This window comes from Stenotrophomonas sp. YJH_SMC_40 (genome assembly GCF_059368615.1).
Genome location: NZ_JCAFRX010000017.1, coordinates 16,628 through 42,547, shown reverse-complemented (window position 1 = coordinate 42,547; position 25,920 = coordinate 16,628). Strand labels below are relative to the sequence as shown.

The following is a 25,920-nucleotide window of genomic DNA, read 5'->3' as shown; positions in this document are numbered from 1 at the left end:
TCCCGAACTCGGAAGTGAAACGCAGCTGCGCCGATGGTAGTGTGGCTCAAGCCATGCGAGAGTAGGTCATCGCCAGGGTTTACACCCAAAACCCCGCTGCTCACGCAGCGGGGTTTTTCTTTGTGCGCAGTAAATGCGGGTAGTGCCGGCCGCTGGCCGGCAACCCGATGGCATTACATCGCCCGGTAGATCCACGCCATGCGTGGATACCCCCTGCGAGGAGCAGCGGTGCCAACCAAGGTTGGCCGCTACCAACAGCAGGCCCACACAGCAATCGGTTGCTGGCCAGCGGCCGGCACTACCAGGGGCAGGTCACGCATAAAAAGACGGCGCCCTGCGGGCGCCGTCCTGATCAAACTCGAATGGAAGGCCCGGATCAGGCGACCCGGGAGACCTCGTGGGGTTCTTGCTGACGGAACACCGACACCGCCTCGGTGAGCGTCCCCGCCTGCGACTGCAACTCGCGTGCGGCAGCGGTGGCTTCTTCCACCAGCGCCGCATTCTGCTGCGTGGCCTGATCCATCTGCACCACGGTCTGGTTGATCTGCTCGATACCGATCGACTGCTCCTGCGACGCCGCGGAAATCTCGCGCATCAGGTGGCTGACATCCTCCACGCCGCCGACAATTCCCTGCATGCGCTGGCCGGCATCGGCCACCAGCTGGGCACCTTCGCCCACCTGCCGGCCCGCTTCGTCGATCAGCTTCCTGATCTCCTGTGCAGCCGCCGCCGAACGCTGTGCCAGCACGCGCACCTCGCTGGCCACCACGGCAAAGCCTCGGCCCTGCTCGCCGGCGCGTGCCGCCTCCACCGCTGCGTTCAACGCCAGGATATTGGTCTGGAAGGCAATGCCGTCGATGACGCCGGTGATGTCGCCGATCCGCTTCGAGGCACCTTCGATGGCCTGCATGGTATCGACCACCCGCTGCATGGCCGTGTTGCCGTCACTGGCAGCGCTCTGCGTGGAGGCCGCCAACGCACTGGCCTCACGCGCATGGGCGGCGTTCTGGCGCACGGTGGCGGTCAGTTCCTCCATCGATGCTGCGGTCTCCTGCAGGTGCGCCGCCTGGCGCTCGCTGCGCTCGGACAACGCGCCGTTGCCGGCGGCAATCTCGCTGGCGGCGGTACTGATCGACGCCGCGCATTCCTGGATGCGGCCGACCATGCGTGCCAACTGCCCGGCCGTGGCATTGGCATCGCGCTGGATGGCAGCGAAGGCGCCGTGATACTCGCCGTGCATGCGTCGATCCAGATCGCCGTTGGCCAGTGCCGAGAGCATCTGCCGTACTTCGTCGACGGTGCTGCCGAGCGTATCGAGCAGCTGGTTGATGCCACCGGTCAGGCCATCGAGGAAGCTGGCGCCTTCAGTGGCCTGCAGGCGCTGGTCGAGGTCACCGGCCGCTGCCGCTGCGACGATGCCGGCCACGGCATTCTCCAGCGCGAGCTCATGGGTGCGGTCATGCCATTCCACGGCGAAGCCCAGGCGCACGCCCTGCGCGTCGAACACCGGTGTGACCACCTGCGCGAAGTGCACCGGGCCGATCTGCACCTTGCCGTTGTGGGCTACCTGCAGGCCGTTGAGGATCGCGCGGATGCGGTCCGGGTTGGCGTGGAAACGATGGATGCTGCTGCCGACCAGGCGCTCGGCGTCGAAATCGGGGAAGGCCTGTCGCAACGTCGCCTGCTGGTTGCGCAGCAGCGCCACCACCGAGCGGTTCACGTAGCGGATCACATGGTCGTTGTCGGCGATCATCATCGCGGTGCGCGAGGCATCGAGGGCCTGGCGGATCTGCGCGTTCTCGGCATGTGACGCGGCTTCGCGCCCACGCTGGGCCTGCACGTGGCGTGCAGTGTCGGCCAGGGCGTGGGCCAGTGAACCCGGCGCATAGGCGCCGGTATCGGCATGCGCGCCAAGATCGGCACCGGTGGCGATATTGCGTGCGAGCGCGGCAAGCCGACGCGGGCCGTGGCCAAGGGCCTCGGTCTGCTGCCGAAGGCGCAGTGCGACCTGGCCGAGGAACAGGGTCAGGCCCGCGAGCATGCCGGCCTGCAGCAGCGTCGGCCACAGCGCGGCACCGCCCTGTAGCGGTGCCAGCAGGGCGAGCGTACCGACGCCACCGGCCAGCCACACCGGAAGGCGCTCGCGATGGCCCAGCAGCACGCCCAGCAGCAGGGCCATCGGCAATGCCGGTGACAGGCTGATGATCGCGCACAACACGGCCAGCTGCAGCGACAACAGCAACGCCAGACCGTTGCGGGCGACGGCCCGGCCCGCCTGGGCCCCGCCCAACCACGCGGCTGGCAGCACGGCGACGGCCGCCAACGCGGCGGCATGCACCTGCGGGCCGCGCAGGGCCAGCGCCAGGCCAGCCAAGGCCAGTACCGCGCTGCCGATCAGCAGGCGGCGGTCAGCACGGTGCGCGAGCTGCTGCAGGTGCGGCAGGCGGGCGGTATCGGGGGGACGGGAGGATGCAACGGACATCGGCGACTCCTGGATCAGCAGACGACAACGGCCACGCCGCGGCGCACGCAGGAGTGCGTGACCAGGGCGCGAGCCGGGAAATCGGGGAATGCGACGCGATCAGCGACGCGGAGACGGGACACCGCGGCCACATCCTGTGGGTGACGGTGCAATGGAGCAGGCATGCGGACTTCCTTGCAGAATCAGACACACGCCGCAGGCCCGACCGGGCCCGCGTGCTGCGGACGCAGGGGCCCGCAACTGATGTATCGGCCGCAGACGCGCAGAGTGAAGCGCGCGGATACCTTTGCTCAGCCCGCGTTGTCGTTGCTGAAGAAGCGCAGGATCACGCCTGCGATCTGTTCCGGATCTTCCATGTGCAGGTGATGGTTGCCGGGAAACACCGCCAACCGCCCATCGCGCAGGTGCTGCAGGCGATCGCTGCGCATCGGCTCGGGGTAGTAGGACTGCGCTGGCGTGGCATAGATCACCTGCGTCGGGCAGGCGATGGCCTGCAGCAGGTTGTCGATCTGGCCTTCGCTGAGACGGATCGCAGTGGGCAGCATCAGGCGCGGATCGCTGCACCAGCGGTAGCCACCCTCGACCGGTTCCACGCCGCGCTCGACCAGCAACCGTGCACAGTGCTCGCTGAGCTGGTTGGTCATCATCCGTGCGCGGATCGGCGCGGCGAGGTCGGGGAACACGCGCAGCTGCTTGCGTGCCAGTGCGCGCGTGGCATTCACATGCTCGCGCAGGCGATTGGCGGTTTCTTCCTCGGGGCCGCGCAGGCCGCCGAGCGCTTCGATCGCCACCAGGCGCTCGACGCGATCACTGACCGAGGCGGTGAGGCTGGCGATGCCGGCACCCATCGAATGGCCGAGCAGGTTGAAGCGGTCCCAGCCCAGTGCATCGGCGACGTCGAGCACGTGGCAGATCGCGGCGGCCGTGGTGTAGCTGGCACCGGCCGGCAGATGCGCGCTGTGGCCATGACCGGGCAGGTCGATGGCAACCAGCTGCAGCGACGACAGATGCGGCGCCAGCGGCACGAAGCTGGCCGCGTTGTCGAGCCAGCCGTGCAGGGCCAGCACGCGCGGGCCATCGCCGTGGTTGCGCAGGCCGGCGACGCGCGCGCCACCGACCTCCAGTTCAAACGGTTGCAGACTCATGCCAGCGAGGCCACGGCCAGCCGCGCAAGCGCGCGTGCGTGCTCCGGTTCGGCGTTGAGGCAGGGGATGTAGCGCATCGTCGCGCCGCGCTCGGCCAGTGTTTCGGTGAACCCCAGCGCGACTTCCTCCAGCGTCTCCAGGCAGTCGGTGGCGAAGCCGGGGCACACCACGTCGATCTGCTTCACGCCGGATTCGGCCAGCGCCCACAGGCTGGGCTCGGCATACGGCTGCAGCCAGCGCTCGCGGCCGAAACGCGACTGGTAACCCATCTGCCACTCGTCCCTGCCCAGTTCCAGCGCCTTGGCGATGGCCTGTGCGCTGGCCTCGCAGCGCTGCGGATACGGATCGCCGGCATCGGCCAGGCGCTGCGGGATGCCATGGAAGGAGAACATCAGCGTTTGGCCGCGACCGTGCTGTTCCCAGTAGCGACGGATCGAGCCGGCCACGGCCTCGACCCAGCCCGGATCGACCGAATAGTCGCGCACCAGGCTGACGGTCACGCCAGGATTGCGGCGCTGCCAGGCATCGACGCGGTCTTCGACCGAGGCAGTGGTGGTGGTGGAGTACTGCGGATACAGCGGCAGCACCACGATGCGGCGCGCACCGTCGGCTGCCAGGCGGTCGAGCTCGCTGGCCAGCGCCGGTTCGCCGTAACGCATCGCATGACGCACTGTCAGGGTCGGCAACAGGGCCTGCATGGCCTGCGCCAGCTGGCGCGTATGCACCATCAGCGGTGAGCCGTCGGGCAACCAGACCTGGGCGTACTTGGCCGCCGAACGACTGCTGCGCAGGGGCAGGATCAGTCCGCGCAGCAGCGGCTGCCACAGCAGTGGCGGGATCGCGACCACGCGGCGGTCGGACAGGAATTCAGCCAGGTAACGGCGTACGGCGGGGGCCGTCGGCGTCTCGGGCGTGCCTAGGTTGACCGCCAGCACGGCGGTATCGGGTGCGTCGAGCATGGCGGTATTGTCGCCGATCCGGTGTCGTGCCGGGATGCAGGGTTCGGATTGCAGGCATAGCGCGCATCAATGTGAGCAGGGAACGCTCATTGGGGATTCATGACAACGCTACTAATTTCAGTCACTTGCTATATCTTCCTATGGACTGACTTCTGGAGCCTGCCATGCGTCGCCCGATCCAAGCCCTGCTGATCGCCGCCAGCCTGCTGTCCAGCCAGGCCATGGCCGGGCCGCAGGAAGACCAGCGTGCGCGCAATGCCGTGCGCGTGCTGGCTGAAATCCAGGAAATCCCTGAACAGGGCATTCCGGATAAATTGCTGGACGAAGGCCGCGCGGTCATCGTCATTCCCGACACGATCAAGGCCGGTCTGGTCATTGGCGGTCGTCGTGGCCACGGCCTGATGTCGGTGCGCATGCCCAACGGCGCCTGGTCCAACCCGGTGTTCGTGAAGCTCACCGGCGGCAGCATCGGCTTCCAGGCCGGCGTGCAGTCCTCCGATGTGGTGCTGGTGTTCCGCAACGACCGCAGCTTGGACAACCTGGTCAACGGCAAGTTCACGCTGGGTGCCGACGCTGGCGTCGCCGCCGGTCCGGTGGGCCGCAACGCCGCCGCGGCCACCGACGGCCAGCTGAAGGCCGAGATCTGGTCCTGGTCGCGCGCCCGCGGCCTGTTTGCCGGCGTCGCGCTGGATGGCGCGGTGCTGCAGATCGACGATGCTGCCAATCTGGACGCCTACGGCAGCAACACCACGCCGCGGATGATCTTCGAAGGCCGCGCCGCCGGTTCGCCGTCGATGGATGTGGTCGCCTTCCGCGATCGCCTGGAAGAGGCCACCTACGCGGCGCGCAACAACCGCAGCGGCAACGGCGGCAGCGCGCCGCGCCCGACTGCCGCCCCGGCAGCTGCCCCGGCGCCTGTTCAGGCAGCACCGGCTGCGCCGGCTGAGGCCACCACCGCGCCGCTGCAGAACGTGCCGCAGACCCCGCCGCCGCAGCAGCAGGGCTTCCAGCCGGTGAATGACGGCGAGATCCGTACGGAAACGCTGGGCGGAAACTGACTTTCGTCACGCGCGCCGGCTGACAGCCGGTGCGCTATGCTCGACAGCCTGATCACTAACGTAACGAGCGTCTTTATGGGCAGTTTCAGCATCTGGCATTGGTTGGTCGTGCTGGCCATCGTCCTGCTGGTGTTCGGCACCAAGCGCCTGACCAGCGGCGCCAAGGACCTCGGTTCGGCGGTCAAGGAATTCAAGAAGGGTATGCGCGACGAGGACAAGCCGAACGCGCAGCTGGGCGATGAGTCGCGCAGCCAGGACGCCTCGCGCACCGCGCAGGACGAGCACGACCGTAACGCTCGCTGATCCGGAGCGGTTGCGGTGTTCGATATCGGCTTCAGCGAACTGCTGGTGATTGCAGTGGTCGCCCTGGTGGTGCTCGGTCCCGAGCGCCTGCCCAAGGCGGCCCGCTTCGCCGGCCTGTGGGTGCGTCGCGCCCGCAATCAATGGGATTCGGTGAAACAGGAACTGGAGCGCGAACTGCAGGCCGAGGACATCAAGCGGCAGATGCAGGATGTGCGCCAGGGCATGCAGGACACCGAGAACCAGCTGCGCGCCAGCGGTGAAGCGATCCGTCGCGAAGCCCAGCAGGCGCAGCAGCAGGGCGATGACCTGGTGCAGCAAGTCCGTGCACCGGCGCCCGCGGATCTGCCGCCGCACATGAGCGCCGCGCCCGATGCCGTTGAACCAGCGCAGGACGGTGGTGCCGCCGAGACGGTTTCGGCCACGCCCGCTGAAGCTGGTACGCCGCCGCCGGCGCAGAGCCCGGAGCGCCACCCATGAGTGAACAGGATTTCGGCGAGAGCTCGCTGGTAGAACACCTGGTGGAACTGCGCGGCCGGCTGGTGCGCGCATTGCTGGGCCTGGGCGTGGTGCTGCTGGCGCTGCTGCCGTTCACCCAGAAGCTCTACAACGCGCTGGCCGAACCGCTGGTCTCGCAGCTGCCGAACGGGCAGACGATGATCGCCACCAACCCGGCCGGTGCCTTCTTCGCACCGCTGAAGCTGACCTTCTTCGTCGCGTTGTTCGTGGCGGTACCGTGGCTGCTGTACCAGCTGTGGGCGTTCGTCGCGCCCGGTCTGTATGCACGCGAGAAGCGCCTGGCGGTGCCGCTGCTGGTGTCATCGGTGCTGCTGTTCTACACCGGTTGCGCCTTTGCGTATTTCCTGGTGCTGCCGGCGGTGTTCCACTTCCTCACCACCTTCAGCCCGGACGTGATCGCAATCACACCGGATGCGAATGCCTATCTGGACTTCGTGCTGGCGATCTTCTTCGCCTTTGGTGGCAGTTTCGAACTGCCGGTGGCGATGGTGATCCTGGTGCTGCTGGGCTGGGTGACGCCGCAGCAGTTCAAGGAAGGCCGCGGCTACGCGATCGTCGGCATCTTCGTGCTGGCGGCGGTGCTGACCCCGCCGGACGTGGTATCGCAGCTGATGCTGGCGATTCCGATGTGCCTGCTGTACGAGCTGGGTATCCACGCCGCACGCTGGCTGGTGCCGTCGTCGGTAGTGAAGAAGCCCGCCGCCTGAAAGACAAAAAGGGGACGGAGGGGATTAAGTCGTTTTTGCCTTTAACGACTTAATCCCCTCCGTCCCCTTTTCTATCCACGCATGGCGTGGATCTACCTGCGTTCTGGTCAGGCGTGGAACACGTCGCTGGAGGTCGGCGTGGTCGGGATCGGCGGCGCCGCGCGGCTGCCGCGGTGCACGAACATCTGCTTCCACGCGGCGTAGACCGCGCCGACATACAGCGGCATCAGCACCGTGGTCAGCACCAGCTGGGCGATGAAGGCGGCGGCCAGCGGGCCGCCGATCAGCATCGCGATCTGGATCACGATCACGAACAGGATGTACATGCAGAACGCGGCGATCAGGCCGAGCGCGGCGAACACGATCATCGCGCCGATGTTCTCGATGCAGCCCTGCAGGCTCAGGCGCAGCGCGTGCATGCCGCTCTGCTTGTCGAACACCACCAGTGCCGGCTGGGTGAACATCGCCAGCGACAGCGCGACCGCACTCAGGAACACCAGCAGCATCCACAGCGCGATGCGCTTGGCCGGCAGGTTGGCGACCAGCGCGGCCGCGTCATCCGGCTTGATCTGCTGGCCACTGCGGCTGATCTCTTCCATCTTGGTCATGACCTCGCTGAAGGCGGTGAAGCCCTCGCGGCCGATCATCAGGAACAGCAGCGCGCCCAGCAGCAGCACCGCCAGCACCTGGATCGCCAGCGGCACCAGCAGGTGGCTGACGCGGTGGTCGCGGATCGGCTGCAGCAGGTGCGAGGCCAGGCCCGGGCGGCCTTCATCGATCTCGCCCACGGCATACAGCATGCCGCCGAACATGATCGGCGAAATGGCCAGCGTCATAAGCTGCACGGCCATGCCGGCGGCGCCGGGAATCAGCGTCGACAACAAGGTGACCACCCAGCTCACCAGCAGCCAGGTCAGGCCGATCCGGGCCAGCTGCAGCGGCGCACGCCGGTACAGGGAGAACGTATCCAGCAACCACTGGGCGCCCGCCGAAGCCGGCAGCTTGCGAATCTCTTTCATGGACATCCGGGAAGGACAGGAGGGGGCCGGGCGGCTGCCCGTGCCGCCGATTATCCCTGTTTTGCCACCGGCTGGGCTGAAGACAGCCGTGCCTGGCGGACGAAGCGCCGCAACAGCTGGCGGGCCAGCGGCGCGGCGCTGACCGCGCGCTCGATGCTGCGGGCGCAGCCGCCGTGGCGGCCGATGCAGTCGGCGCGGGCACGCACGTAGCCACGCATGTGGTGGGTGGCGAACTCCGGATGGAACTGCACGCCCCAGGCCTGGCGGCCCCAGCGGAAGGCATGGCAGCCATCCAGCGGTGAACGGGCCAGCACCTCGGCACCATCGGGCGCGCGCAGCACGGTCTGCAGATGGGTGGCATGGGCGGCAAAGTGCTGCGGCAGGCCCTGGAACAGCGGGTCCTGCGCGGCCTGCGGCTGCAGTTCCAGTTCGATCGTGCCGGACTCGCGGCCGGCCGGGTTGTAGGCCACCTCGCCACCCAGCGCATGTGCCAGCAGCTGGTGGCCGTAGCAGATGCCGAATACCGGCAGGTCGTCGTGGGCGGTCTGGCGCAGCCACGCGGCGCTGCGCTCGCTCCAGTCGGCATGGTCGGTGACGAAGGCGGCCGAGCCGGTCACCAGCACGCCGGCGAAGGCATGAGGGTCGGGCAGGGCGCCACCGTGCTCGACATCGACCACCACCGTCTCGTGTTCTTCCAGCCCGGCGGCGACGCGGATCCAGTGCGGAAAGCGCCCGTAGCGGCGCAATGACGGCACCGGTCGGCCGGTTTCAAGGATCAGGAACGGGGCTGGGTTCATCCGGGGGCGGCAGCACTGACAGGACTTCCTCGATTGTAGTCAGCCCCTGCGCCACCTTTTCAAGCCCGGCCTGGCGCAGGGTTCGCAGCCCTTCAGCCCGCGCGGCACGGGTGAAACCGGCCAGGTCCATGTCGGCGCGGATCTGCCCGCGCAGCCGCGAACCCAATGGCAGCAACTCATACAGGCCGATGCGGCCGAGGAATCCGGTGCGCCGGCATTCCAGGCAACCGACCGGCCGACAGGGCGTGGCGGCATCTGGATATGCAGCATGGCTATCAGCCAGCACCGCCCAATCGGCCGCGCCGAGGCTGTGCGGCTGCTTGCAGTGCGGGCACAGCGTGCGCACCAGGCGCTGGGCGAGGATGCCGTTGAGGGTGCTGGCCAGCAGGTAATGCGGCACGCCCAGGTCGAGCAGGCGGGTGACCGCCGAGGGCGCGTCGTTGGTATGCAGGGTGGACAGCACCAGGTGGCCGGTCAGCGAGGCCTGCACCGCCATCTGTGCGGTCTCCAGGTCGCGGATCTCGCCGATCATGATGATGTCCGGGTCCTGCCGCAGCAGGGTGCGCACGCCGCTGGCGAAGTCCAGGTCGATGTTGGCCTGCACCTGCATCTGGTTGAACTCGGGCGCGATCATCTCGATCGGGTCCTCCACCGTGCACACGTTCACGTCCGGCGTGGCCAGCCGCTTCAGCGTGGAATACAGGGTGGTGGTCTTGCCCGAGCCGGTCGGGCCGGTGACCAGCACGATGCCGTGCGGGCGCTCGACCAGCGCATTCCAGCCGGCGGCCTCCTGCGGGCTGAAACCGAGCTGGTCGATGCTCTTGAACGCGGCATCCGGGTCGAAGATGCGCATCACGCACTTCTCGCCGAAGGCGGTGGGCATGGTCGACAGGCGCATCTCGACCTCGCGGCCACCCGGCGAGCGGGTCTTGATGCGGCCATCCTGCGGGCGCCGGCGCTCGGCCAGGTCCATGCGGCCCAGCACCTTGATGCGGCTGACCACGGCGGTCATCACCGCTGGCGGTACTTCGAACACCTTGTGCAGCACGCCGTCGATGCGGAAGCGCATGCGCCCCATCTCGCGGCGCGGCTCCAGGTGGATGTCCGAGGCGCGCTGTTCGTAGGCGTACTGCAGCAGCCAGTCGACGATGTGCACGATGTGCTGGTCGTCGGCATTGACGTCGCCGGTGCGGCCCAGCTCCACCAGCTGCTCGAAGCTGGGCAAGGTGGTGCTGGCCTCGCCGCGCACATCGCCACGGGCGCCGCGCACCGAGCGGGTCACCCCGTAGAACTCCATGGTGTAGCGGTGCAGGTCCAGCGGGTTGACCACCGCCAGCTCGATGCGGCGGCGGGTCAGGTGCTGCAGGTCACGACGCCATTCCTGCACCAGCGGCTCGCTGGTGGCTACCAGCACGCGCTCGGCATCCACCGCCAGTGGCAGGAAGCGATGGCGGCGGGCGTAGGCATGCGACACCAGCGCGGTCACCGCAGCGACGTCCACCCGGGTCGGGTCGATGCGCAGGTAACGGCTGCCGGTGCGCTGCGCCAGCCACTCGGTCAGGCGTTCCAGGGTCAGTTCGCCGCCGCCGGTGGCGGCCAGCTTGAGGTTGGACAGCAGTACCAGCGGATGCACTTCACTGGCGTTGCGCGCGCCCTGTGCGGAAAACCGCATGCGCTCGCGGTCCTGCTCGGCCACGAGCCCATCGGCGGTCAGGGCCGAGGCAATCTGCTCGAAATGCAGCCGTCCCCAGGGCAGTGGGACGCCGTCCGCCTCGCCGGGCGTGCCTGCCGGCAGCCGATGTTCCATCTGCCTGCTCCTCCCGGGTACGGAATGCCCCGCAGGTCGGCCGTTATACTAGCGCACCCCCTTGCCGGCCAAGACTCGTACGCATGTCCGCGACCCCGACCGTTCCGATCACCTTCCAGGGCCTGATCCAGACCCTGAACCAGTTCTGGGCCCAGCAGGGCTGCGTGCTCATCCAGCCGCTCGACCTGGAGGTGGGCGCCGGTACCTTCCACCCGGCCACCTTCCTGCGTGCGATCGGTCCGGAAGGCTGGAATGCGGCCTACGTGCAGCCGTCGCGGCGCCCGACCGATGGCCGTTACGGTGAGAACCCGAACCGCCTGCAGCGCTACTACCAGTACCAGGTGGCGATGAAGCCCGCGCCGGACAACATCCAGCAGCTATACCTGGATTCGCTGAAGGCACTGGGCATCGACCCGCTGGTGCACGACCTGCGCTTCGTCGAGGACAACTGGGAATCGCCGACGCTGGGCGCGTGGGGCCTGGGCTGGGAAGTCTGGCTCAACGGCATGGAAGTGACTCAGTTCACCTACTTCCAGCAGGCCGGTGGCCTGGAATGCCGCCCGGTGCTGGGCGAGATCACCTACGGTCTCGAGCGCCTGTGCATGTACCTGCAGAACTGCGACAACGTCTACGACCTGGTCTGGACCTACGGCCCGGACGGCCAGCCGGTGACCTACGGTGACGTCTACCACCAGAACGAGGTGGAGCAGAGCACCTACAACTTCGAATACGCCGACGTGGAAGAAATGTTCCACCGTTTCGACGCCTGCGAGCGTGAGGCGCAGAAGCTGGTGGAAGTGAACCTGCCGCTGCCGGCCTACGAGCAGGTGATGAAGGCCAGCCACACCTTCAACCTGCTGGATGCGCGCCGTGCGATCAGCGTGACCGAGCGCCAGCGCTACATCCTGCGCGTGCGCGCGCTGGCCCAGGCGGTGGCCAAGGCGTACTACGAACAGCGCGAGAAGCTGGGCTTCCCGGGCGCGAAGAAGGCCTGACGGCCCTCCCGCACCGACCCGCTTTTCATCAACTACCCGGGGCGCCGGACGCGTTGCGCGCTGCGCCCCCACCACAGGATCGAACCGATGAGCCAACTGTCCCCCCTGCTGATCGAACTGGGCACCGAGGAACTGCCGGTCAAGGCGCTGCCGGGCCTGGCCCAGGCGTTCTTCGACGGTGTCGTCGAAGGCCTGCGCAAGCGCGGCGTCGCGCTGGAACTGGGCGATGCGCGCCCGCTGTCGACCCCGCGCCGACTGGCCGTGCTGCTGCCGGGCGTCGGCCTGGAACAGCCGGAGCAGCACAGCGAAGTGCTGGGCCCGTACCTGAACATTGCGCTGGACGCCGAAGGCCAGCCGACCAAGGCGTTGCAGGGCTTCGCCGCCAAGGCCGGGATCGACTGGACCGCGCTGGAGAAGACCACCGACAACAAGGGCGAGCGCTTCGTGCACCGCGCGGTGACCCCGGGCGCGAGCACCGCCAGCCTGCTGCCGGAGATCCTGCGCGAGGCGATCGCGGCGATGCCGATTCCCAAGCCGATGCGCTGGGGCGACCACGCCTGGGGCTTCGCGCGCCCGGCGCACTGGCTGGTGCTGCTGCACGGCGCCAACGTGGTCGAGGCCGAACTGTTCGGCCTGCAGGCCGGCCGCGTCAGCCGTGGCCATCGCTTCCACCATGACCAGGCGGTATCGCTGGCGCAGCCGCAGGACTACGTTGAAGCGCTGCGCGCCGCGTTCGTGCTGGTCGACCCGAGCGAGCGCCGCGCGCGCATCGTCGCCGAGGTCGAGGCCGCTGCGGCCAAGGCCGGTGGCAGCGCCCGCATCACCGACGACAACCTGGAGCAGGTGGTGAACCTGGTCGAATGGCCGTCGGCGGTGCTGTGCAGCTTCGAGCCCGCGTTCCTGGCGGTGCCGCAGGAAGCGCTGATCGAGACGATGGAGATCAACCAGAAGTTCTTCCCGGTGCTGGATGCCGCAGGCACGCTGACCGAGAAGTTCATCGGCATCGCCAACATCGAATCGAAGAACGTGGCCGAAGTGGCCAAGGGCTACGAGCGGGTGATCCGTCCGCGTTTCGCCGATGCCAAGTTCTTCTTCGACGAGGACCTGAAGCAGGGCCTGGTGTCGATGGGGGAGGGGCTGAAGACGGTGACCTACCAGGCCAAGCTGGGCAGCGTGGCCGACAAGGTGGCGCGCGTGGCGGCACTGGCCGAAGTGATCGCACCCCAGGTCGGTGCCGATGCCGCGCAGGCCAGGCGGGCTGCCGAACTGGCCAAGAACGACCTGCAGTCGCGCATGGTCAACGAGTTCCCGGAGCTGCAGGGCATCGCCGGCCGCCACTACGCCGTGGCCGGTGGCGAATCGGCCGAGGTGGCGCTGGCCATCGACGAGGCTTATCAGCCGCGCTTCGGTGGTGATGACATCGCGCTGTCGCCGCTGGGCAAGGTACTGGCCATTGCCGAACGCGTGGACACGCTGGCCGGCGGCTTCGCCGCAGGCCTGAAGCCGACCGGCAACAAGGATCCGTTCGCGCTGCGCCGCAATGCGCTGGGCCTGGCCCGCACGATCATCGAAAGCGGCTTCGAGCTGGACCTGCGCGCGCTGCTGGCCAGCGCCAACGCCGGCCTGGCCGCACGCAACGTGCAGGGCGACGTTGGCGAGCTGTACGACTTCATCCTCGACCGCCTGAAGGGTTATTACGGCGACAAGAACGTGCCAGCCACGCACTTCAATGCGGTGGCCGAACTGAAGCCTGTCTCGCTGTATGACTTCGACCGCCGTCTGGACGCGATCGGCACCTTCGCCGCGCTGCCGGAAGCCGAGGCGCTGGCTGCGGCCAACAAGCGCATCCGCAACATCCTCCGCAAGGCTGAAGCCGACATTCCGGCCCAGATCGACCCGGCGCTGCTGCAGGAAGACGCCGAGCGCGCGCTGGCTGAAGCGGTCACTGCGGCGATCGACGACACCGGCGCCAGCCTGCATCAGAAGGATTACGTGGCGGTGCTGGCGCGCCTGGCCCGCCTGCGCCCGCAGGTCGACGCGTTCTTCGATGGTGTGATGGTCAATGCGGAAGATCCGGCGCTGCGTGGCAACCGCCTGGCGCTGCTGACGATGCTGGGCGAGCGCCTGGGCAAGGTGGCAGCGATCGAGCATCTGTCGAGCTGATGCCCGTATCGGTAGTGCCGGCCGCTGGCCGGCATTGCCACCGCGCATCGCATCGACCTGTGGATTGCCGGCCAGCGGTCGGCACTACCGGAACACCGTCGGCGGATGTCCATCGGGGTCATCGCCGGCATCGCGCACGATGCCGGCATCCTCGGCTGCGATCACGAGGATCGCCACAAAGGCGCGTATTTTGACCGCCACTTAACAACCGATCCCGAATGACGTGATGCATTTCGCATCGTCACCTTCGGTCGGTATGCTGTGCCGCATGCAGCCAAAGAAATACGCCCTGCCGCTGATGGTCCTGTCGCTGGCCGCCACCTCCGTGGCCCACGCGCGCGGCACCATCGACAAGGTGGACATCAAGGGATTGGACAAGGGCGACGACGCCGCAATCATCGAGAACATCCAGGAATCGCTGTCGCTGTACGACACGATCGGCAAGGAACAGGGCGAATCGCGCCTGGAGTACCTGCTGTCGCAGGCCGAGCGGCAGACCCGCCAGGCACTGGAACCCTTCGGGTACTACAACCCGGTGATCAAGGTCGAGGCGCCGCGCGAGGACGAGCATGTGCGGGTGCTGATCCATGTCGACAAGGGCACCCCGGTGACCGTGCGCCGTGAGCACATCGACATCACCGGGCCGGCGATGTATGACCAGTACCTGCAGGACGACCTGGCCGCGTTCAAGCCCCGCAAGGGCCAGCGCTTCGAGCACACGCAGTACGAAGCCAGCAAGATCACCATCACCCGTCGCCTGGCCGAGCGTGGCTACTTCGATGCCGACTACACCCAGCGCCAGGTGCAGATCACCCGCGCCGACAACGCAGCCGACATCGACCTGACCTGGGACAGCGGCCGCCGCTACAACATGGGGCCGGTGCGTTTCGAGCAGGATTACTTCGTCGACAAGCTGTTCGACCCGCTGGTGTACTGGGAACAGGGCAGCTACTTCCACGAGGGCAAGCTGGACCGGCTGCGCGAGTCGCTGACCAAGCTGGACTACTTCAGCGTGATCGACATCCAGCCACGGCCCGACCAGGCCGATGCCAACGGCGAAGTGCCGGTGGATGTGAAGCTGACCCGCGCCAAGCGCACCATCTATACCGCGGGTCTGAGCTACGGCAGCGAGAGTGGCCCGGGTGTGCGCGGCGGCATCGAGCGGCGGTTCCTGAACAACCGCGGGCACAAGATGAACACGCAGCTGGACTATGCGCAGAAGCGCAAGAGCCTGGTGACCAGCTACCGCATACCCGCCTTCAACTGGCTTGACGGCTGGTACACCTTCGCCGCCAGTGCGTATGACGAGCAGACCGATTACATCGACCTGCGCAACTTCAAGCTGATCGCCAGCCGCAGCGGCGAGATCAACGAGCACTGGACCGCGATCGCCTCGATCAACGCACTGCGCGAGCGTTGGCGCTATGCCTCCGGCACTGAATTCACCGATGCCGTCTACAACACCTCGACGCTGGTGTACCCGCAGATGGTTGCCGACTACGTCAACGTCGACGACGAGATGTTCCCGCGCAAGGGCATCAGCGGTACTGCGACGATGCGTGCCGGCGTTGAAGGTGCCGGCTCGGACACCAGCTTCGTGCAGGCCAACGCCGTGCTGCGCTGGTACATCCCGGTGGGTGAAAGCAACCGCCTGATCCTGCGCGGCGAGGGGGGTACCACCTGGACCAGCGATCTGGTGGCGATGCCGCCGAGCCTGCGCTACTTCGCGGGCGGTGACCGCAGCATCCGCGGTTACGCCTACCGCGAAGTCGGCCCGCGCACACCCAAACCCGACAAATACGCGCTGGGCGCCAAGAACCTGGTGATCGGCTCGGCCGAGTACGAGCACTACTTCAATGGCGGCCCGTGGGGCGCGGCGGTGTTCGTCGATACCGGCAGCGCATTCGACAACACCATTGATCTGCACACCGGCGTCGGCTTCGGCGTGCGCTGGAAATCGCCGGTGGGCCCGGTGCGCGTGGATATCGCGCATGGCCTGAACAACCCGGATTCGCAGTTCCAGCTTTACCTCAACATCGGAGCGGACCTGTGAGCACGCCCGCACCCACCCCGAACACGCCGCCGCCGCGCGTGCGTTTCTACCGCCGCCGCCGCTTCTGGGCGTGGTCCGGCGTGGGCGTGATCGGCCTGGTGCTGCTGGCGTTGCTGGCGGTGTACTGGCTGCTGCAGACCGTGGCCGGCCGCGATGTGCTGCTGGCACAGGTGGTGGCGCGGCTGCCGGTGGGCGCCAGCTTCACCTGGGACAAGGTGGACGGCCCGGTGGCCGGTCCGCTGACCCTGTACAACGTCGACTTCCGCTACGACGACATCCATTTCCACGCCGAGCGCGCGCACCTGGAGCCGGACCTGCGCCCGCTTCTGGGCCGCAAGCTGCTGCTGGACAAGCTGGAGCTGACCAACGCGACGCTGAACCTGGCCAAGAGTGACGAGCCGTTCAAGCTGCCGTCGTGGCCCGATTCGCTGCCGCAGATCGAAATGCCGCTGGCGATCCAGGCCGATGCCATTGCCATCGACGGCTTCCGCATCAGCCAGGCCAACGAGCCGGTGATCGACATCAGCCGTGTGCGAGGTGGCATCGAGATCGCCAATGGCGAGTTCCAGGCGCACAAACTGGTCGTGGACAGCGACATGGGCAACTTCACCGCCCAGGGCCGCTACATCCCGGCCAAGGACTACGACACCGACGTGACCGTCACCGCAGTGTTGCCGGCCCCGCGTGGCCGTACCGCAGCGACGGTGGGGCTGGTGGCACGCGGTGACCTGGCGCACATGGAAGTGGCCGTAGCCGGGCGCGCGCCGAAGCCGCTGCACGCGATGCTGGTGTTCGATGGCCGCACCGATCCGAGCTGGAGCGCCAGCATCCGCAGCGACGAACTGGATCTGGCGCTGCTGTCGCCGGCACTGGCCAGCTCGGCGATCGCACCACTCGCACTGGACTTCACCGCGGCTGGCAAGGGCGGCAACGCCAACCTGCGTGGCAAGGTGAAGCAGGGTGATCAGGAGCTGGAGCTGGCACCGTCGGTGGTGTCGCTGCAGGACCAGGTGCTGAAGGTGTCGCCCCTGCTGGTGAAAGGGCTTGGCGGTGAGGCACGGCTGGAAGGCACCGCCGACTTCAGCCAGGAAGACCAGCAGAAACTCAATTTCTCGGTGGTCGCCCATGACCTGACCTACGTGCCGGCGCCCGATCCGAACACGGCCGGCAGCGCACCGGTGCCGGTCACCCTGAAGGAAGCGCGCTTCGGCCTGGCCGGTACCTTGAAGGCGTGGGCCGCAATCGGCCGTGCCGATGTCGAACGCGAAAAGCAGAAGGCACAGCTGCAGTTCGACGTACGCGGCAATGACCAGGCCGCGTCGATCCACCAGCTGCAGGCGCAGACGCCGGGTGGGCAGCTGCAGGTGGAAGGCCAGGTGGCGTGGGCACCGCAGCTGGACTGGGATGCCAAGGCCACGCTGAAGGACTTCGACCCCGGCTATTTCGTGCCGGGCTGGAACGGCCGCCTGTCCGGCAACCTGGCCTCCAAGGGCCGCCAGCTGCCGCCGCCGGCAAACGCGCCGCCGGGCACCGCCGGCACGCTGGAAGCCACCGTCGACCTGCCCTCGCTGAAGGGCATCCTCCGCCAGCGCAATCTCGACGCACAGGGCAAGTTCGCGCTGCAGGGCGCGCAGGGCCAGGGCGACCTGAAGCTGTCGCTGGGCAGCAGCCGGGTGACCGCGTCGGGCAAGGTCGGCGACCGCCTCGACATCGACGCGCGTTTCGAACCGCTGCAGCTGAGCGATCTGCTGCCCGACGCCGATGGCGGCCTGCGTGGACAGGTACAGGTGAAGGGCCCGCGCGATGCGCCGGACATCACCGCCGACCTGGTCGGCAACAACCTCAACTGGGACGGCTACGGCGCCGAGAGCGTGAGCATCAAGGGCCACCTGCCATGGCGCGGCGACAGCGGCACGCTGGCGGTGCAGGGCCAGCAGGTCAACGCCGGCATGCTGCTGGAACGCTTGAACGTGGATGCGCAGGGCAGTGTCTCCAACCTGCGCCTGGCCGCGCAGACCCGCAACGAGATGGGTGCGATCGAGCTGCAGGGCAGCGTCCGCCAACAGGGCGCGCAGTGGCGCGGCGAACTGGCGTCGCTGCGTATCGCACCGGTGAAGGGCGATGCCTGGTCGTTGCGTGCACCGGCGGCGTTCGCGATCAACGGCAGCACCTACACCCTGTCCGAAGCCTGCCTGGCCGCGGCCAGCAGCGGCGCGCTGTGCGCACAGGCCAACTGGCCGCGTGAGGGCCTGGTGGTGCGCAGTGATGCGCTGCCGCTGGCGCTGGTGCAGCCGTGGCTGCCGCCGCAGTCCGGCCGCCGCATCTACCTGCGTGGCGATGTCAGCCTGGACGCGCAGATCCGCCCGCGCGGCAATGCCTGGGAAGGCCATGTAGAGGTGCGCTCGAAGGAAGGCGGCGTGCGCCTGGGCGAGAACCGCAACACCGTGGGGGATACCACCCGCGGCGAGCTGGTGCGTTATGACCAGTTCTCGCTCAAGCTCGACATGACCCCGGCCAGCATCAAGGGCTACCTGGGCATGGGCTTCCAGGGCAACGGCTTCGTCGATGCCAGGATGCAGACCGGCTGGGAGGCCAGTGCGCCGCTGAACGGCGAGCTCTACCTCAACATGTCGCGGCTGTACTGGCTGGAGCTGTTCTCGCCGGACATCGTGCGCCCGACCGGCCTGATCGAGGGCCACGTCAGCCTGCGCGGTACGCGCGGCCAGCCATCGCTGGGCGGTGACGCCCAGCTGAGCAACTTCAAGGGCGAATTCCCCGCGCTGGGCCTGACCTTCGACCAGGGCAAGGGCAGCTTCGTGGCCCAGCCCGACGGTTCGGCAAAGATCACCGCGCAGGCCAACTCGGGCCAGGGCACGCTTTATGTCGATGGTGGCCTGTCGTGGTTCGGCGATGCACAGCCGCTGCAGCTGAAGATCCACGGCGAGAACGTGCTGCTGTCCAACACCAGCGAGCTGCGCATCGTCGCCAACCCCAACCTCGACTTCACCCTGGCCAAGGCGGCGATGGAGCTGCGTGGCACCGTGCACGTGCCCGAGGCCGACATCGACCTGGAGCGCCTGGACCGCGGCACCTCGGTGTCCGAGGACGTGGTGGTGCTCGATCCGGCCGATCCGGAAGAGTCGCGCACCTCGCCGCTGGACATGGACCTGACCGTCAGCCTCGGTGACAAGGTGAAGATGACCGGCTTCGGCCTGAAGGGCGCACTGACCGGCAAGATGCAGGTCTGGGCCAAACCTGGTCGCGAAATGACCGCCAATGGCGGGCTGGAAGTGAGTGGACGCTACAAGGCGTATGGGCAGGACCTGACCATCACCCGTGGCAACCTCACCTGGAACTACAACGCGGTGTCGGACCCGCGCATCAACATCCGTGCCGAGCGCCGGATCGGTGATGTCACCGCCGGCATCGACGTGACCGGGCGTGCACAGCAGCCGCGCGCGGACGTTTGGTCCGAGCCGGCGATGTCGCAGTCCGAGGCACTGGCCTACCTGGTGCTGGGGCGCAGCCTGACCGGTGCCAGCAGCGACCAGGCCCAGCAGGTCAACGCGGCCTCGGCGGCGCTCTCGGCTGGCAGCGGCCTGCTGGCGTCGCAGCTGGGCGCCAAGCTGGGCCTGGACGATGCCGGCGTGAGCCAGTCGCGCGCGCTGGGCGGCTCGGTGATCGGGGTCGGCAAGTACATCTCGCCCAAGCTGTACGTCGGCTACGGCGTGTCGCTGGTCGGTGCCGGTTCGGTGATCACGCTGAAGTACCTGCTGCGTCGCGGCTTCGACGTGGAAGTGGAGTCGAGCACGGTGGAAAACCGGGGTTCGATCAACTGGCGGCGGGAGAAGTAGAGCCACGCCATGCGTCGCTGCGGTAGTGCCGGCCGCTGGCCGGCAGCTGCACCGTATCTCCTGAGTTACGTGGATTGCCGGCCAGCGGCCGGCACTACCGTGCGCGTCGCCCCAACCATCGGCCGTTGCCCCATCCGGCCCCACGGGCTATGGTCCCGGGCTGTTCAGTCGTACCGGATTGCCTCATGTCACCACGCAAAGCCCTTCCCACCGCCCTGGCCCTGGGCCTGACCCTCGCCGCCGGTGCCCACGCCGATGAAGGCATGTGGATGCCGACGCAGCTGCCGGAGCTGGCCAAGCCGCTGCAGGCCGCAGGTTTCAAGGGCAATCCGGCCGACCTGGCCAATGTCACCGCGCCGCCGCTGAGCGCCGTGGTGCGCGCCGGTGGTGGTACCGGTTCGTTCGTGTCCGCCGACGGCCTGCTGCTGACCAACCACCACGTGGCGATGGGCGTGATCCAGTACAACAGCTCGCCCGAGCACGACCTGATCACTGGTGGCTTCATCGCCAACGGCCGTGCCGACGAGCGCCCGGCCAACCCGGACTTCCGCGTGCTGGTCACCGTCGGCTTCGACAAGGTGACCGACCAGGTGCTGGCGCAGGCGCGTGGCAAGACCGGCCGCGCCTACTTCGATGCCGTCGATGCGGCCAGCAAGCAGATCGTGGCCGAGTGCGAGAAGGACGGCAGCGTGCGCTGCTCGGTGGCCAACATGTACTACGGCACCGACTTCTACCGGATCGCCCAGCTGGAACTGAGCGACGTGCGCCTGGTGTACGCGCCGCCGCGTGCGATCGGCAATTACGGCGACGAGATCGACAACTTCATGTGGCCGCGCCACACCGGCGACTTCACCCTGCTGCGCGCCTACGTGGGCAAGGACGGCAAGCCGGCCGCCTACAGCAAGGACAACGTGCCCTACCAGGCCCCGGCACACCTGCAGATGTCGGTGGAAGGCCCGAAGGAAGGCGACTACGCGATGCTGGCCGGTTACCCGGGCATCACCTACCGCCATCGTACCGCGGCCGAATTCGCTGGCCAGATCGATACCGTGCTGCCGCGCCGCGTATCGGTGTTCCAGCAGATGATCGACACCATCGAGGCCGCCAGCGCGAAGGATGCACAGGCGCGCACCCGCTACGCCTCGCAGCTGCAGTCGTTGAAGAACAACCGCAAGCGCGCTGCCGGTGAGCTGGAAGGCCTGCTGCGCAGCGACGCCAAGGCCCAGCGTGCCGCCGACGAGACGGCGATGCTCGCTGCCACCGACCGCAGGTACCAGGGCGACATCAAGGCGTTGCTGGCCAACCTGTCGCAGGGCGCGGCGGTGGGCGAGCGTGACCTGCTGCTGGAGCAGATGGCCGCGCAGAGCCAGCTGCTGCGTTCGGCGTTGCTGCTGGAGCGCCTGCGCATCGAATCGGCCAAGCCGGACGCGCAGCGCGAAAGCGGCTACCAGCAGCGCGACCAGGCGATGATCGAAGGCGTGCTCAAGCAGGTCCAGCGCCGTTACGCACCGGAGGTCGAGAAGGCGCTGCTGACCACCCTGCTGACCCGCTACCAGCAGCTGCCGGACGCGCAGCGCGTGGCCGAGTTCGACGCGGCCTTTGGCCGTACCCCGCAGCAGCTGGCCAAGGCGCTGGATACCCTGTATGCGGGCACCCAGCTGGGTGACGAAGCGCAGCGCCTGTCGCGCTTCGCTGCCGCACGCGAAGGCAAGGCGCTGGCCGCCGATCCGCTGATCGCCGTGGCCGGCCCGCTGGTGGCCGCGCAGCTGCGCATCGAGAACGAGAGCAAGACCCGCGAAGGCGAGCAGCTGCGCCTGCGCCCGGCCTACATGCAGGCGCTGTTCGCCTGGCGTGCCAAGCAGGGCCGCGCCGTGTACCCGGATGCCAACCGCACCCTGCGCATCAGCTACGGCAAGGTGGAGGCGCTGCACCCGCGCGACGGCGTGACCTACTCGCCGGTGACCACCGTGGCCGGCATTGTCGAGAAGAACACCAACGCCTATCCGTTCGATGCACCCAAGCCGCTGCTGGCGGCGATTGCCAAGGGTGACTTCGGCAGCACCGGCGACCCGGCGCTGAAGACCCAGACGGTCAACTTCCTGACCAACCTGGATACCACCGGCGGCAACTCCGGCTCGCCGGTGCTCAACGCCAATGGCGAACTGATCGGCCTGAACTTCGACAGCAACTGGGAATCGGTCAGCGCCAGCTGGTGGTTCGACCCGCGCTACAAGCGCGCCGTGCACGTGGACATGCGCTACCTGCGCTGGCTGCTGGCCAAGGTCTACCCGGCGCCCGAGCTGCTGAAGGAAATGGGCGTGCCGGCCCAATAACGCCGGTACCTGGCAGGTGCCCACCGCTTCCTGGTGGGTGCCCATTGATTCCCGGTAGGTGCCCACTGTCAGTGGGCACGGATGTCCCCGTCACGACCAACGGTCGTGACCCACCAGACGGACCAACGGTCGTGACCCACCACCATGACCTACCCTCACGACCAACGGTCGTGATCTACTGGCCCCTGTTCCGACGGAAATGCACGCGTGGTCTCCAGCTGGATCCTGCTGCTGGTCTCGGTTGCCTATGCCGCGCTGCTGTTCGGCGTGGCGTGGTGGGGTGACCGCCGGCCGATGTATCCCGATCGGCCGTGGCTGCGGCCGGTGGTGTACAGCCTGGCGCTGGCCGTGTACTGCTCGTCGTGGACCTTCTACGGCGCGGTGGGTACGGCCGTGCGCAACGGCATCGGCTACCTGCCGATCTATATCGGTCCGTTGCTGCTGCTTTTGTTCGGCTGGCGCATCATCGAACGCCTGGCGCTGATCGCCCGCAGCCAGAACGTGGTCTCCATCGCCGATTTCATCTCCTCGCGCTTCGGCCGCTCGCGGCGGCTGGCGGCGCTGGTGGCGATCATCGCCCTGATCGGCATCATTCCGTACCTGGCCCTGCAGTACAAAGCGGTGGCGATGAGCCTGCAGGTGCTGACCGGCAACAGCGGCCCGACCGGCTTCTTCACCGATCCGGCGCTGTACGTGGCGCTGCTGATGGCGCTGTTCGCCACCCTGTTCGGTACCCGCCAGGTCGATGCCACCGAGCACCACCACGGCATGATGCTGGCCATTGCCTTCGAATCGGTGATCAAGCTGCTGGCGATGCTGGCCGTGGGCGTGTTCGCCTACCTGTGGCTGAGCAACCGCACCGACGCGGTCGTCGAGTCGGTGCATACGCTGTTCACCGGCCTGCCGCCGGTGGGCTTCATCTCGCAGACCCTGCTCAGCTTCCTGGCCATCATCTGCCTGCCACGCCAGTTCCACGTGGCCGTGGTCGAGTGCGGTGACGTGCGCGACGTACGCCGCGCGCGCTGGATGTTCGGTGGCTACCTGGTACTGATCTCGGGCATGGTGCTGCCGATCGCCACCGCCGGCGTGACCCTGTTCGGCACCGGCGGCAGCGTCGCCGACGACTCGATGGTGCTGGCCCTGCCGCTGGCCGAAGGCCGCAACGCGCTGGCGCTGATCGCCTATGTGGGCGGCTTCTCCGCCGCCACCGGCATGGTCATCGTCTCGTCCATCGCGCTGGCCACCATGGTCAGCAACGATCTGGTGATGCCGGTGCTGCTGCGTCGCAGTGGCGACCATCAGGAAGCCGCCGACGTTGCCTCGCGCGTGCTGTGGATCCGCCGCCTGGCGATCCTGCTGCTGGCGCTGATGGCCTACAGCTACTACCGCACCAGCAGCAACGACAGCACGCTGGCCTCGTACGGCCTGATGGCGTTCGCGGCCGTGGCGCAGTTCGCGCCCGGGCTGATCGGCGGTCTGTACTGGCGCGGCGCGAGCCGGCGTGGTGTCGAGGTAGGCATGCTGCTGGGCTTCGCCACTTGGCTGTACACCCTGCTGCTGCCGGCGATGACCATGGCCGGCTGGGTCGATGCTGGCTGGGTGCAGCACGGCCCGTTCGGCATCGAGTGGCTGCGCCCGCAGCAGCTGTTCGGCATGACCGGCTGGGATCCGCTGACCCATGGCACGTTCTGGTCGCTGCTGGTCAATGCGGCGACGATGATGCTGGTGTCCGCACGCTGGCGGCCCGGTGTGGACGAGCGGCTGCGCGCCGCGCCGTTCCTCGACCCGTATGCCGAGCGCCCGTCGGTGGCCGGTGGCTGGCCCGGTCATGTGCACGTGGGCGACCTGCTGGCACTTGCCTCGCGCGTGGTCGGCGAGCGCCATGCGCGGCGTTCGTTCTTCGAGCAGGCACAGTCGCTGGGCCGCGAGCTGCAATCCTCGGCGCCGGCCGACCGGCCGTGGGTGCAGTTCACCGAACGCCTGCTGGCCGCGTCGATTGGTGCGGCCTCGGCGCGCCTGCTGCTGACCAGCCTGCTGCGCGGCTCGGGCATGGACCTGGGCGAAGTGGTGGCGGTGCTGGACGAAGCCGGGCAGGAACTGCGCTTCAACCGCGAGATCCTGTCGACCACTCTGGAGAACATCAGCGCCGGCGTCAGCGTGGTCGATCCGGACATGCGGCTGACCGCATGGAATCGTCGTTACCAGGACATGTTCGGCTACCCCGACGGCATGCTCTACGTAGGTCGCCCGGTGGCCGACCTGATCCGCTACAACGCCGAGCGCGGCGAGCTGGGCGAGGGTGATATCGAAGTGCAGATCAACCGACGCATCGGCTACATGCGCGCGGGGTCACCGCACGTGTTCGAGCGCACCCGCAGCGATGGCAAGGTGATCGAGATGCGTGGCCAGGCGCTGCCCGGCGGCGGTTACGTGACCAGCTACAACGACATCACCGACTACAAGCACGCGGAAAAGGCCCTGCTGGAAGCCAACGAAACGCTGGAACAGCGCGTGGCCGAGCGTTCGCATGAGGCCGAGGTCGCGCAGCAGTCGAAGACCCGCTTCCTGGCGGCGATCAGCCATGACGTGCTGCAGCCACTGAACGCCGCACGCCTGTTCGCTTCCGCGCTGCGCGACAGCGATCACGTGAGCGATGAGCAGAAGCACCTGGCCGAGCGTGTGGATGCGTCGTTGCGTGCGGCCGAAGAGCTGCTCGATGGCCTGCTGGACGTATCGCGGCTGGACGCCGGCGGCCTGCACCCGGTGATCGGCGAATTCGACGTGAGCGCGCTGATGCGCGAACTGGCTGCGCAGTACACCCCGGTCGCCGCCGGCCGTGGCCTGCGCCTGGACCTGTTCGCACGCCCGGCATGGGTGCGCAGTGACCGCCGCCTGCTGCGCCGCGTGCTGCAGAACTTCCTGGCCAATGCGCTGCGCTACACGCGCCAGGGACGCATCGTGCTGGCCGTGCGTCAGCGTGGCGACGAGGTGGAACTGCAGGTGTGGGATACCGGCCCCGGTATTCCCGAGCACCACATGCGGCAGATCTTCGACGAGTTCCACCGCTACCAGCAACCGTTCGATTGGGGTGAGCAGGGGTTGGGGCTGGGCCTGTCGATCTGCCAGCGCATCTCGCGTCTGCTTGACCATCGCCTCAATGCGCGCAGCCGGGTCGGCAAGGGATCGATGTTCTCGATCATCCTGCCGCGGGTCGCACCGCTGCCGGGCTACACCGAACTGGCCGCGCCGGTACAGGCCGTCGCCGCGCCGGTGCGCAGCGATTCGCTGGCGGGCCTGCGCGTGCCGTGGACAACGACGAGGAGATCCTGGACGGCATGCGCGCACTGCTCGGCCGTTGGCAGGTGCAGGTGATCACGGCATCGACGGTGGATCAGGCGTTGGAGAAGGTGGCCGAACGACCACAGGTGATGCTGGTCGACTACCACCTGCACGACCGCATGGATGGCCTGGACGCGCTGGTGGCCCTGCGCGAAGCCGCCGGTTACCCGCTGCCGGGTGCGCTGCTGACCGCCGATGGCCGCGACGAGCTGAAGCGGATGGCGCGCGAACGCGGCTACCGCGTGCTGACCAAGCCGATCAAGCCGGCCTCGCTGCGCGCCTTCCTCGGCGCGCTGCGCGACGCGCAGTAGTGCCGGCCGCTGGCCGGCAACCACGACGTGAAACCATGCCAGGCAAGCCTGGCATCTACCAGAGCTTCATCGGCCTGGT

15 protein-coding genes, 1 rRNA gene and 1 pseudogene are annotated in these 25,920 nt (G+C 67.9%); 11 read left to right on the top strand and 6 right to left on the bottom strand.

Annotated features, from left to right (window positions below):
• Positions 1 to 78 (top strand): 5S ribosomal RNA (rrf, locus tag AC5P6X_RS21105); the annotation flags it as partial.
• Positions 79 to 376: 298 nt separating this feature from the next.
• Here the strand turns inward: rrf and AC5P6X_RS21100 are convergent.
• The 3 genes from AC5P6X_RS21100 to hemH all read right to left on the bottom strand — a co-directional run bounded on the left by AC5P6X_RS21100 (position 377) and on the right by hemH (position 4,586).
• Positions 377 to 2,482, bottom strand: coding sequence for a methyl-accepting chemotaxis protein (locus tag AC5P6X_RS21100; protein ID WP_329757274.1), 2,106 nt, complete (start codon positions 2,480 to 2,482; stop codon positions 377 to 379).
• Between the two features lie 290 nt (positions 2,483 to 2,772).
• On the bottom strand, positions 2,773 to 3,627 hold the full coding sequence (locus AC5P6X_RS21095; protein WP_005411680.1) for an alpha/beta fold hydrolase: 855 nt from the start codon (positions 3,625 to 3,627) through the stop codon (positions 2,773 to 2,775).
• On the bottom strand, positions 3,624 to 4,586 hold the full coding sequence (hemH, locus tag AC5P6X_RS21090) for a ferrochelatase (protein WP_005411679.1): 963 nt from the start codon (positions 4,584 to 4,586) through the stop codon (positions 3,624 to 3,626). Before hemH ends, AC5P6X_RS21095 begins: the two co-directional genes overlap by 4 nt.
• Positions 4,587 to 4,750: 164 nt before the next feature.
• Here hemH and AC5P6X_RS21085 point away from each other — a divergent pair, with 164 nt between their 5' ends.
• The 4 genes from AC5P6X_RS21085 to tatC all read left to right on the top strand — a co-directional run bounded on the left by AC5P6X_RS21085 (position 4,751) and on the right by tatC (position 7,170).
• The gene (locus tag AC5P6X_RS21085; protein WP_329757273.1) at positions 4,751 to 5,644 is read left to right on the top strand and encodes a lipid-binding SYLF domain-containing protein; all 894 of its coding nucleotides are present in this window, start codon (positions 4,751 to 4,753) and stop codon (positions 5,642 to 5,644) included.
• A 75-nt stretch (positions 5,645 to 5,719) separates the two neighbouring features.
• The gene (gene tatA / locus AC5P6X_RS21080) at positions 5,720 to 5,947 is read left to right on the top strand and encodes a Sec-independent protein translocase subunit TatA (RefSeq protein ID WP_005420453.1); all 228 of its coding nucleotides are present in this window, start codon (positions 5,720 to 5,722) and stop codon (positions 5,945 to 5,947) included.
• A 15-nt stretch (positions 5,948 to 5,962) separates the two neighbouring features.
• Complete coding sequence (gene tatB, locus AC5P6X_RS21075; protein WP_088435999.1) at positions 5,963 to 6,424, top strand: Sec-independent protein translocase protein TatB; 462 nt, start codon at positions 5,963 to 5,965, stop codon at positions 6,422 to 6,424.
• A complete protein-coding gene (gene tatC / locus AC5P6X_RS21070; RefSeq protein ID WP_005411675.1) occupies positions 6,421 to 7,170 on the top strand; it encodes a twin-arginine translocase subunit TatC in 750 nt (249 codons plus the stop codon). Before tatB ends, tatC begins: the two co-directional genes overlap by 4 nt.
• A 107-nt stretch (positions 7,171 to 7,277) precedes the next feature.
• On the opposite strand, the gene AC5P6X_RS21065 is transcribed toward tatC, so the two are convergent.
• From AC5P6X_RS21065 to AC5P6X_RS21055, 3 genes are read right to left on the bottom strand one after another with little or no spacing between them, the layout of a single operon-like run.
• Entirely contained in the window at positions 7,278 to 8,189 is a 912-nt protein-coding gene (locus tag AC5P6X_RS21065) for a BPSS1780 family membrane protein (RefSeq protein ID WP_005411674.1), read from the bottom strand.
• Between the two features lie 50 nt (positions 8,190 to 8,239).
• Positions 8,240 to 8,986, bottom strand: a complete 747-nt coding sequence (locus AC5P6X_RS21060) for a glutamine amidotransferase (protein ID WP_012481650.1) — start codon at positions 8,984 to 8,986, stop codon at positions 8,240 to 8,242.
• A complete protein-coding gene (locus AC5P6X_RS21055; RefSeq protein WP_049449893.1) occupies positions 8,958 to 10,793 on the bottom strand; it encodes a GspE/PulE family protein in 1,836 nt (611 codons plus the stop codon). Before AC5P6X_RS21055 ends, AC5P6X_RS21060 begins: the two co-directional genes overlap by 29 nt.
• Before the next feature lie 83 nt (positions 10,794 to 10,876).
• Here AC5P6X_RS21055 and glyQ point away from each other — a divergent pair, with 83 nt between their 5' ends.
• The 6 genes and pseudogenes from glyQ (at position 10,877) to AC5P6X_RS21025 (ending at position 25,841) form a co-directional block, all read left to right on the top strand.
• The gene (glyQ, locus tag AC5P6X_RS21050; RefSeq protein ID WP_005414927.1) at positions 10,877 to 11,788 is read left to right on the top strand and encodes a glycine--tRNA ligase subunit alpha; all 912 of its coding nucleotides are present in this window, start codon (positions 10,877 to 10,879) and stop codon (positions 11,786 to 11,788) included.
• 87 nt (positions 11,789 to 11,875) lie between these two features.
• Positions 11,876 to 13,951, top strand: a complete 2,076-nt coding sequence (gene glyS / locus AC5P6X_RS21045) for a glycine--tRNA ligase subunit beta (protein WP_099605348.1) — start codon at positions 11,876 to 11,878, stop codon at positions 13,949 to 13,951.
• A gap of 256 nt (positions 13,952 to 14,207) precedes the next feature.
• Positions 14,208 to 16,004, top strand: coding sequence for an autotransporter assembly complex protein TamA (locus AC5P6X_RS21040; protein ID WP_005414924.1), 1,797 nt, complete (start codon positions 14,208 to 14,210; stop codon positions 16,002 to 16,004).
• Positions 16,001 to 19,858, top strand: coding sequence for a translocation/assembly module TamB domain-containing protein (locus tag AC5P6X_RS21035; protein ID WP_329757272.1), 3,858 nt, complete (start codon positions 16,001 to 16,003; stop codon positions 19,856 to 19,858). Before AC5P6X_RS21040 ends, AC5P6X_RS21035 begins: the two co-directional genes overlap by 4 nt.
• A 185-nt stretch (positions 19,859 to 20,043) precedes the next feature.
• Positions 20,044 to 22,191 (top strand): S46 family peptidase, encoded by a 2,148-nt coding sequence (locus AC5P6X_RS21030; RefSeq protein ID WP_099605349.1) that lies wholly within the window; start codon positions 20,044 to 20,046, stop codon positions 22,189 to 22,191.
• A gap of 207 nt (positions 22,192 to 22,398) precedes the next feature.
• Positions 22,399 to 25,841: pseudogene (locus tag AC5P6X_RS21025) on the top strand (hybrid sensor histidine kinase/response regulator).
• Positions 25,842 to 25,920: the final 79 nt, after the last annotated feature.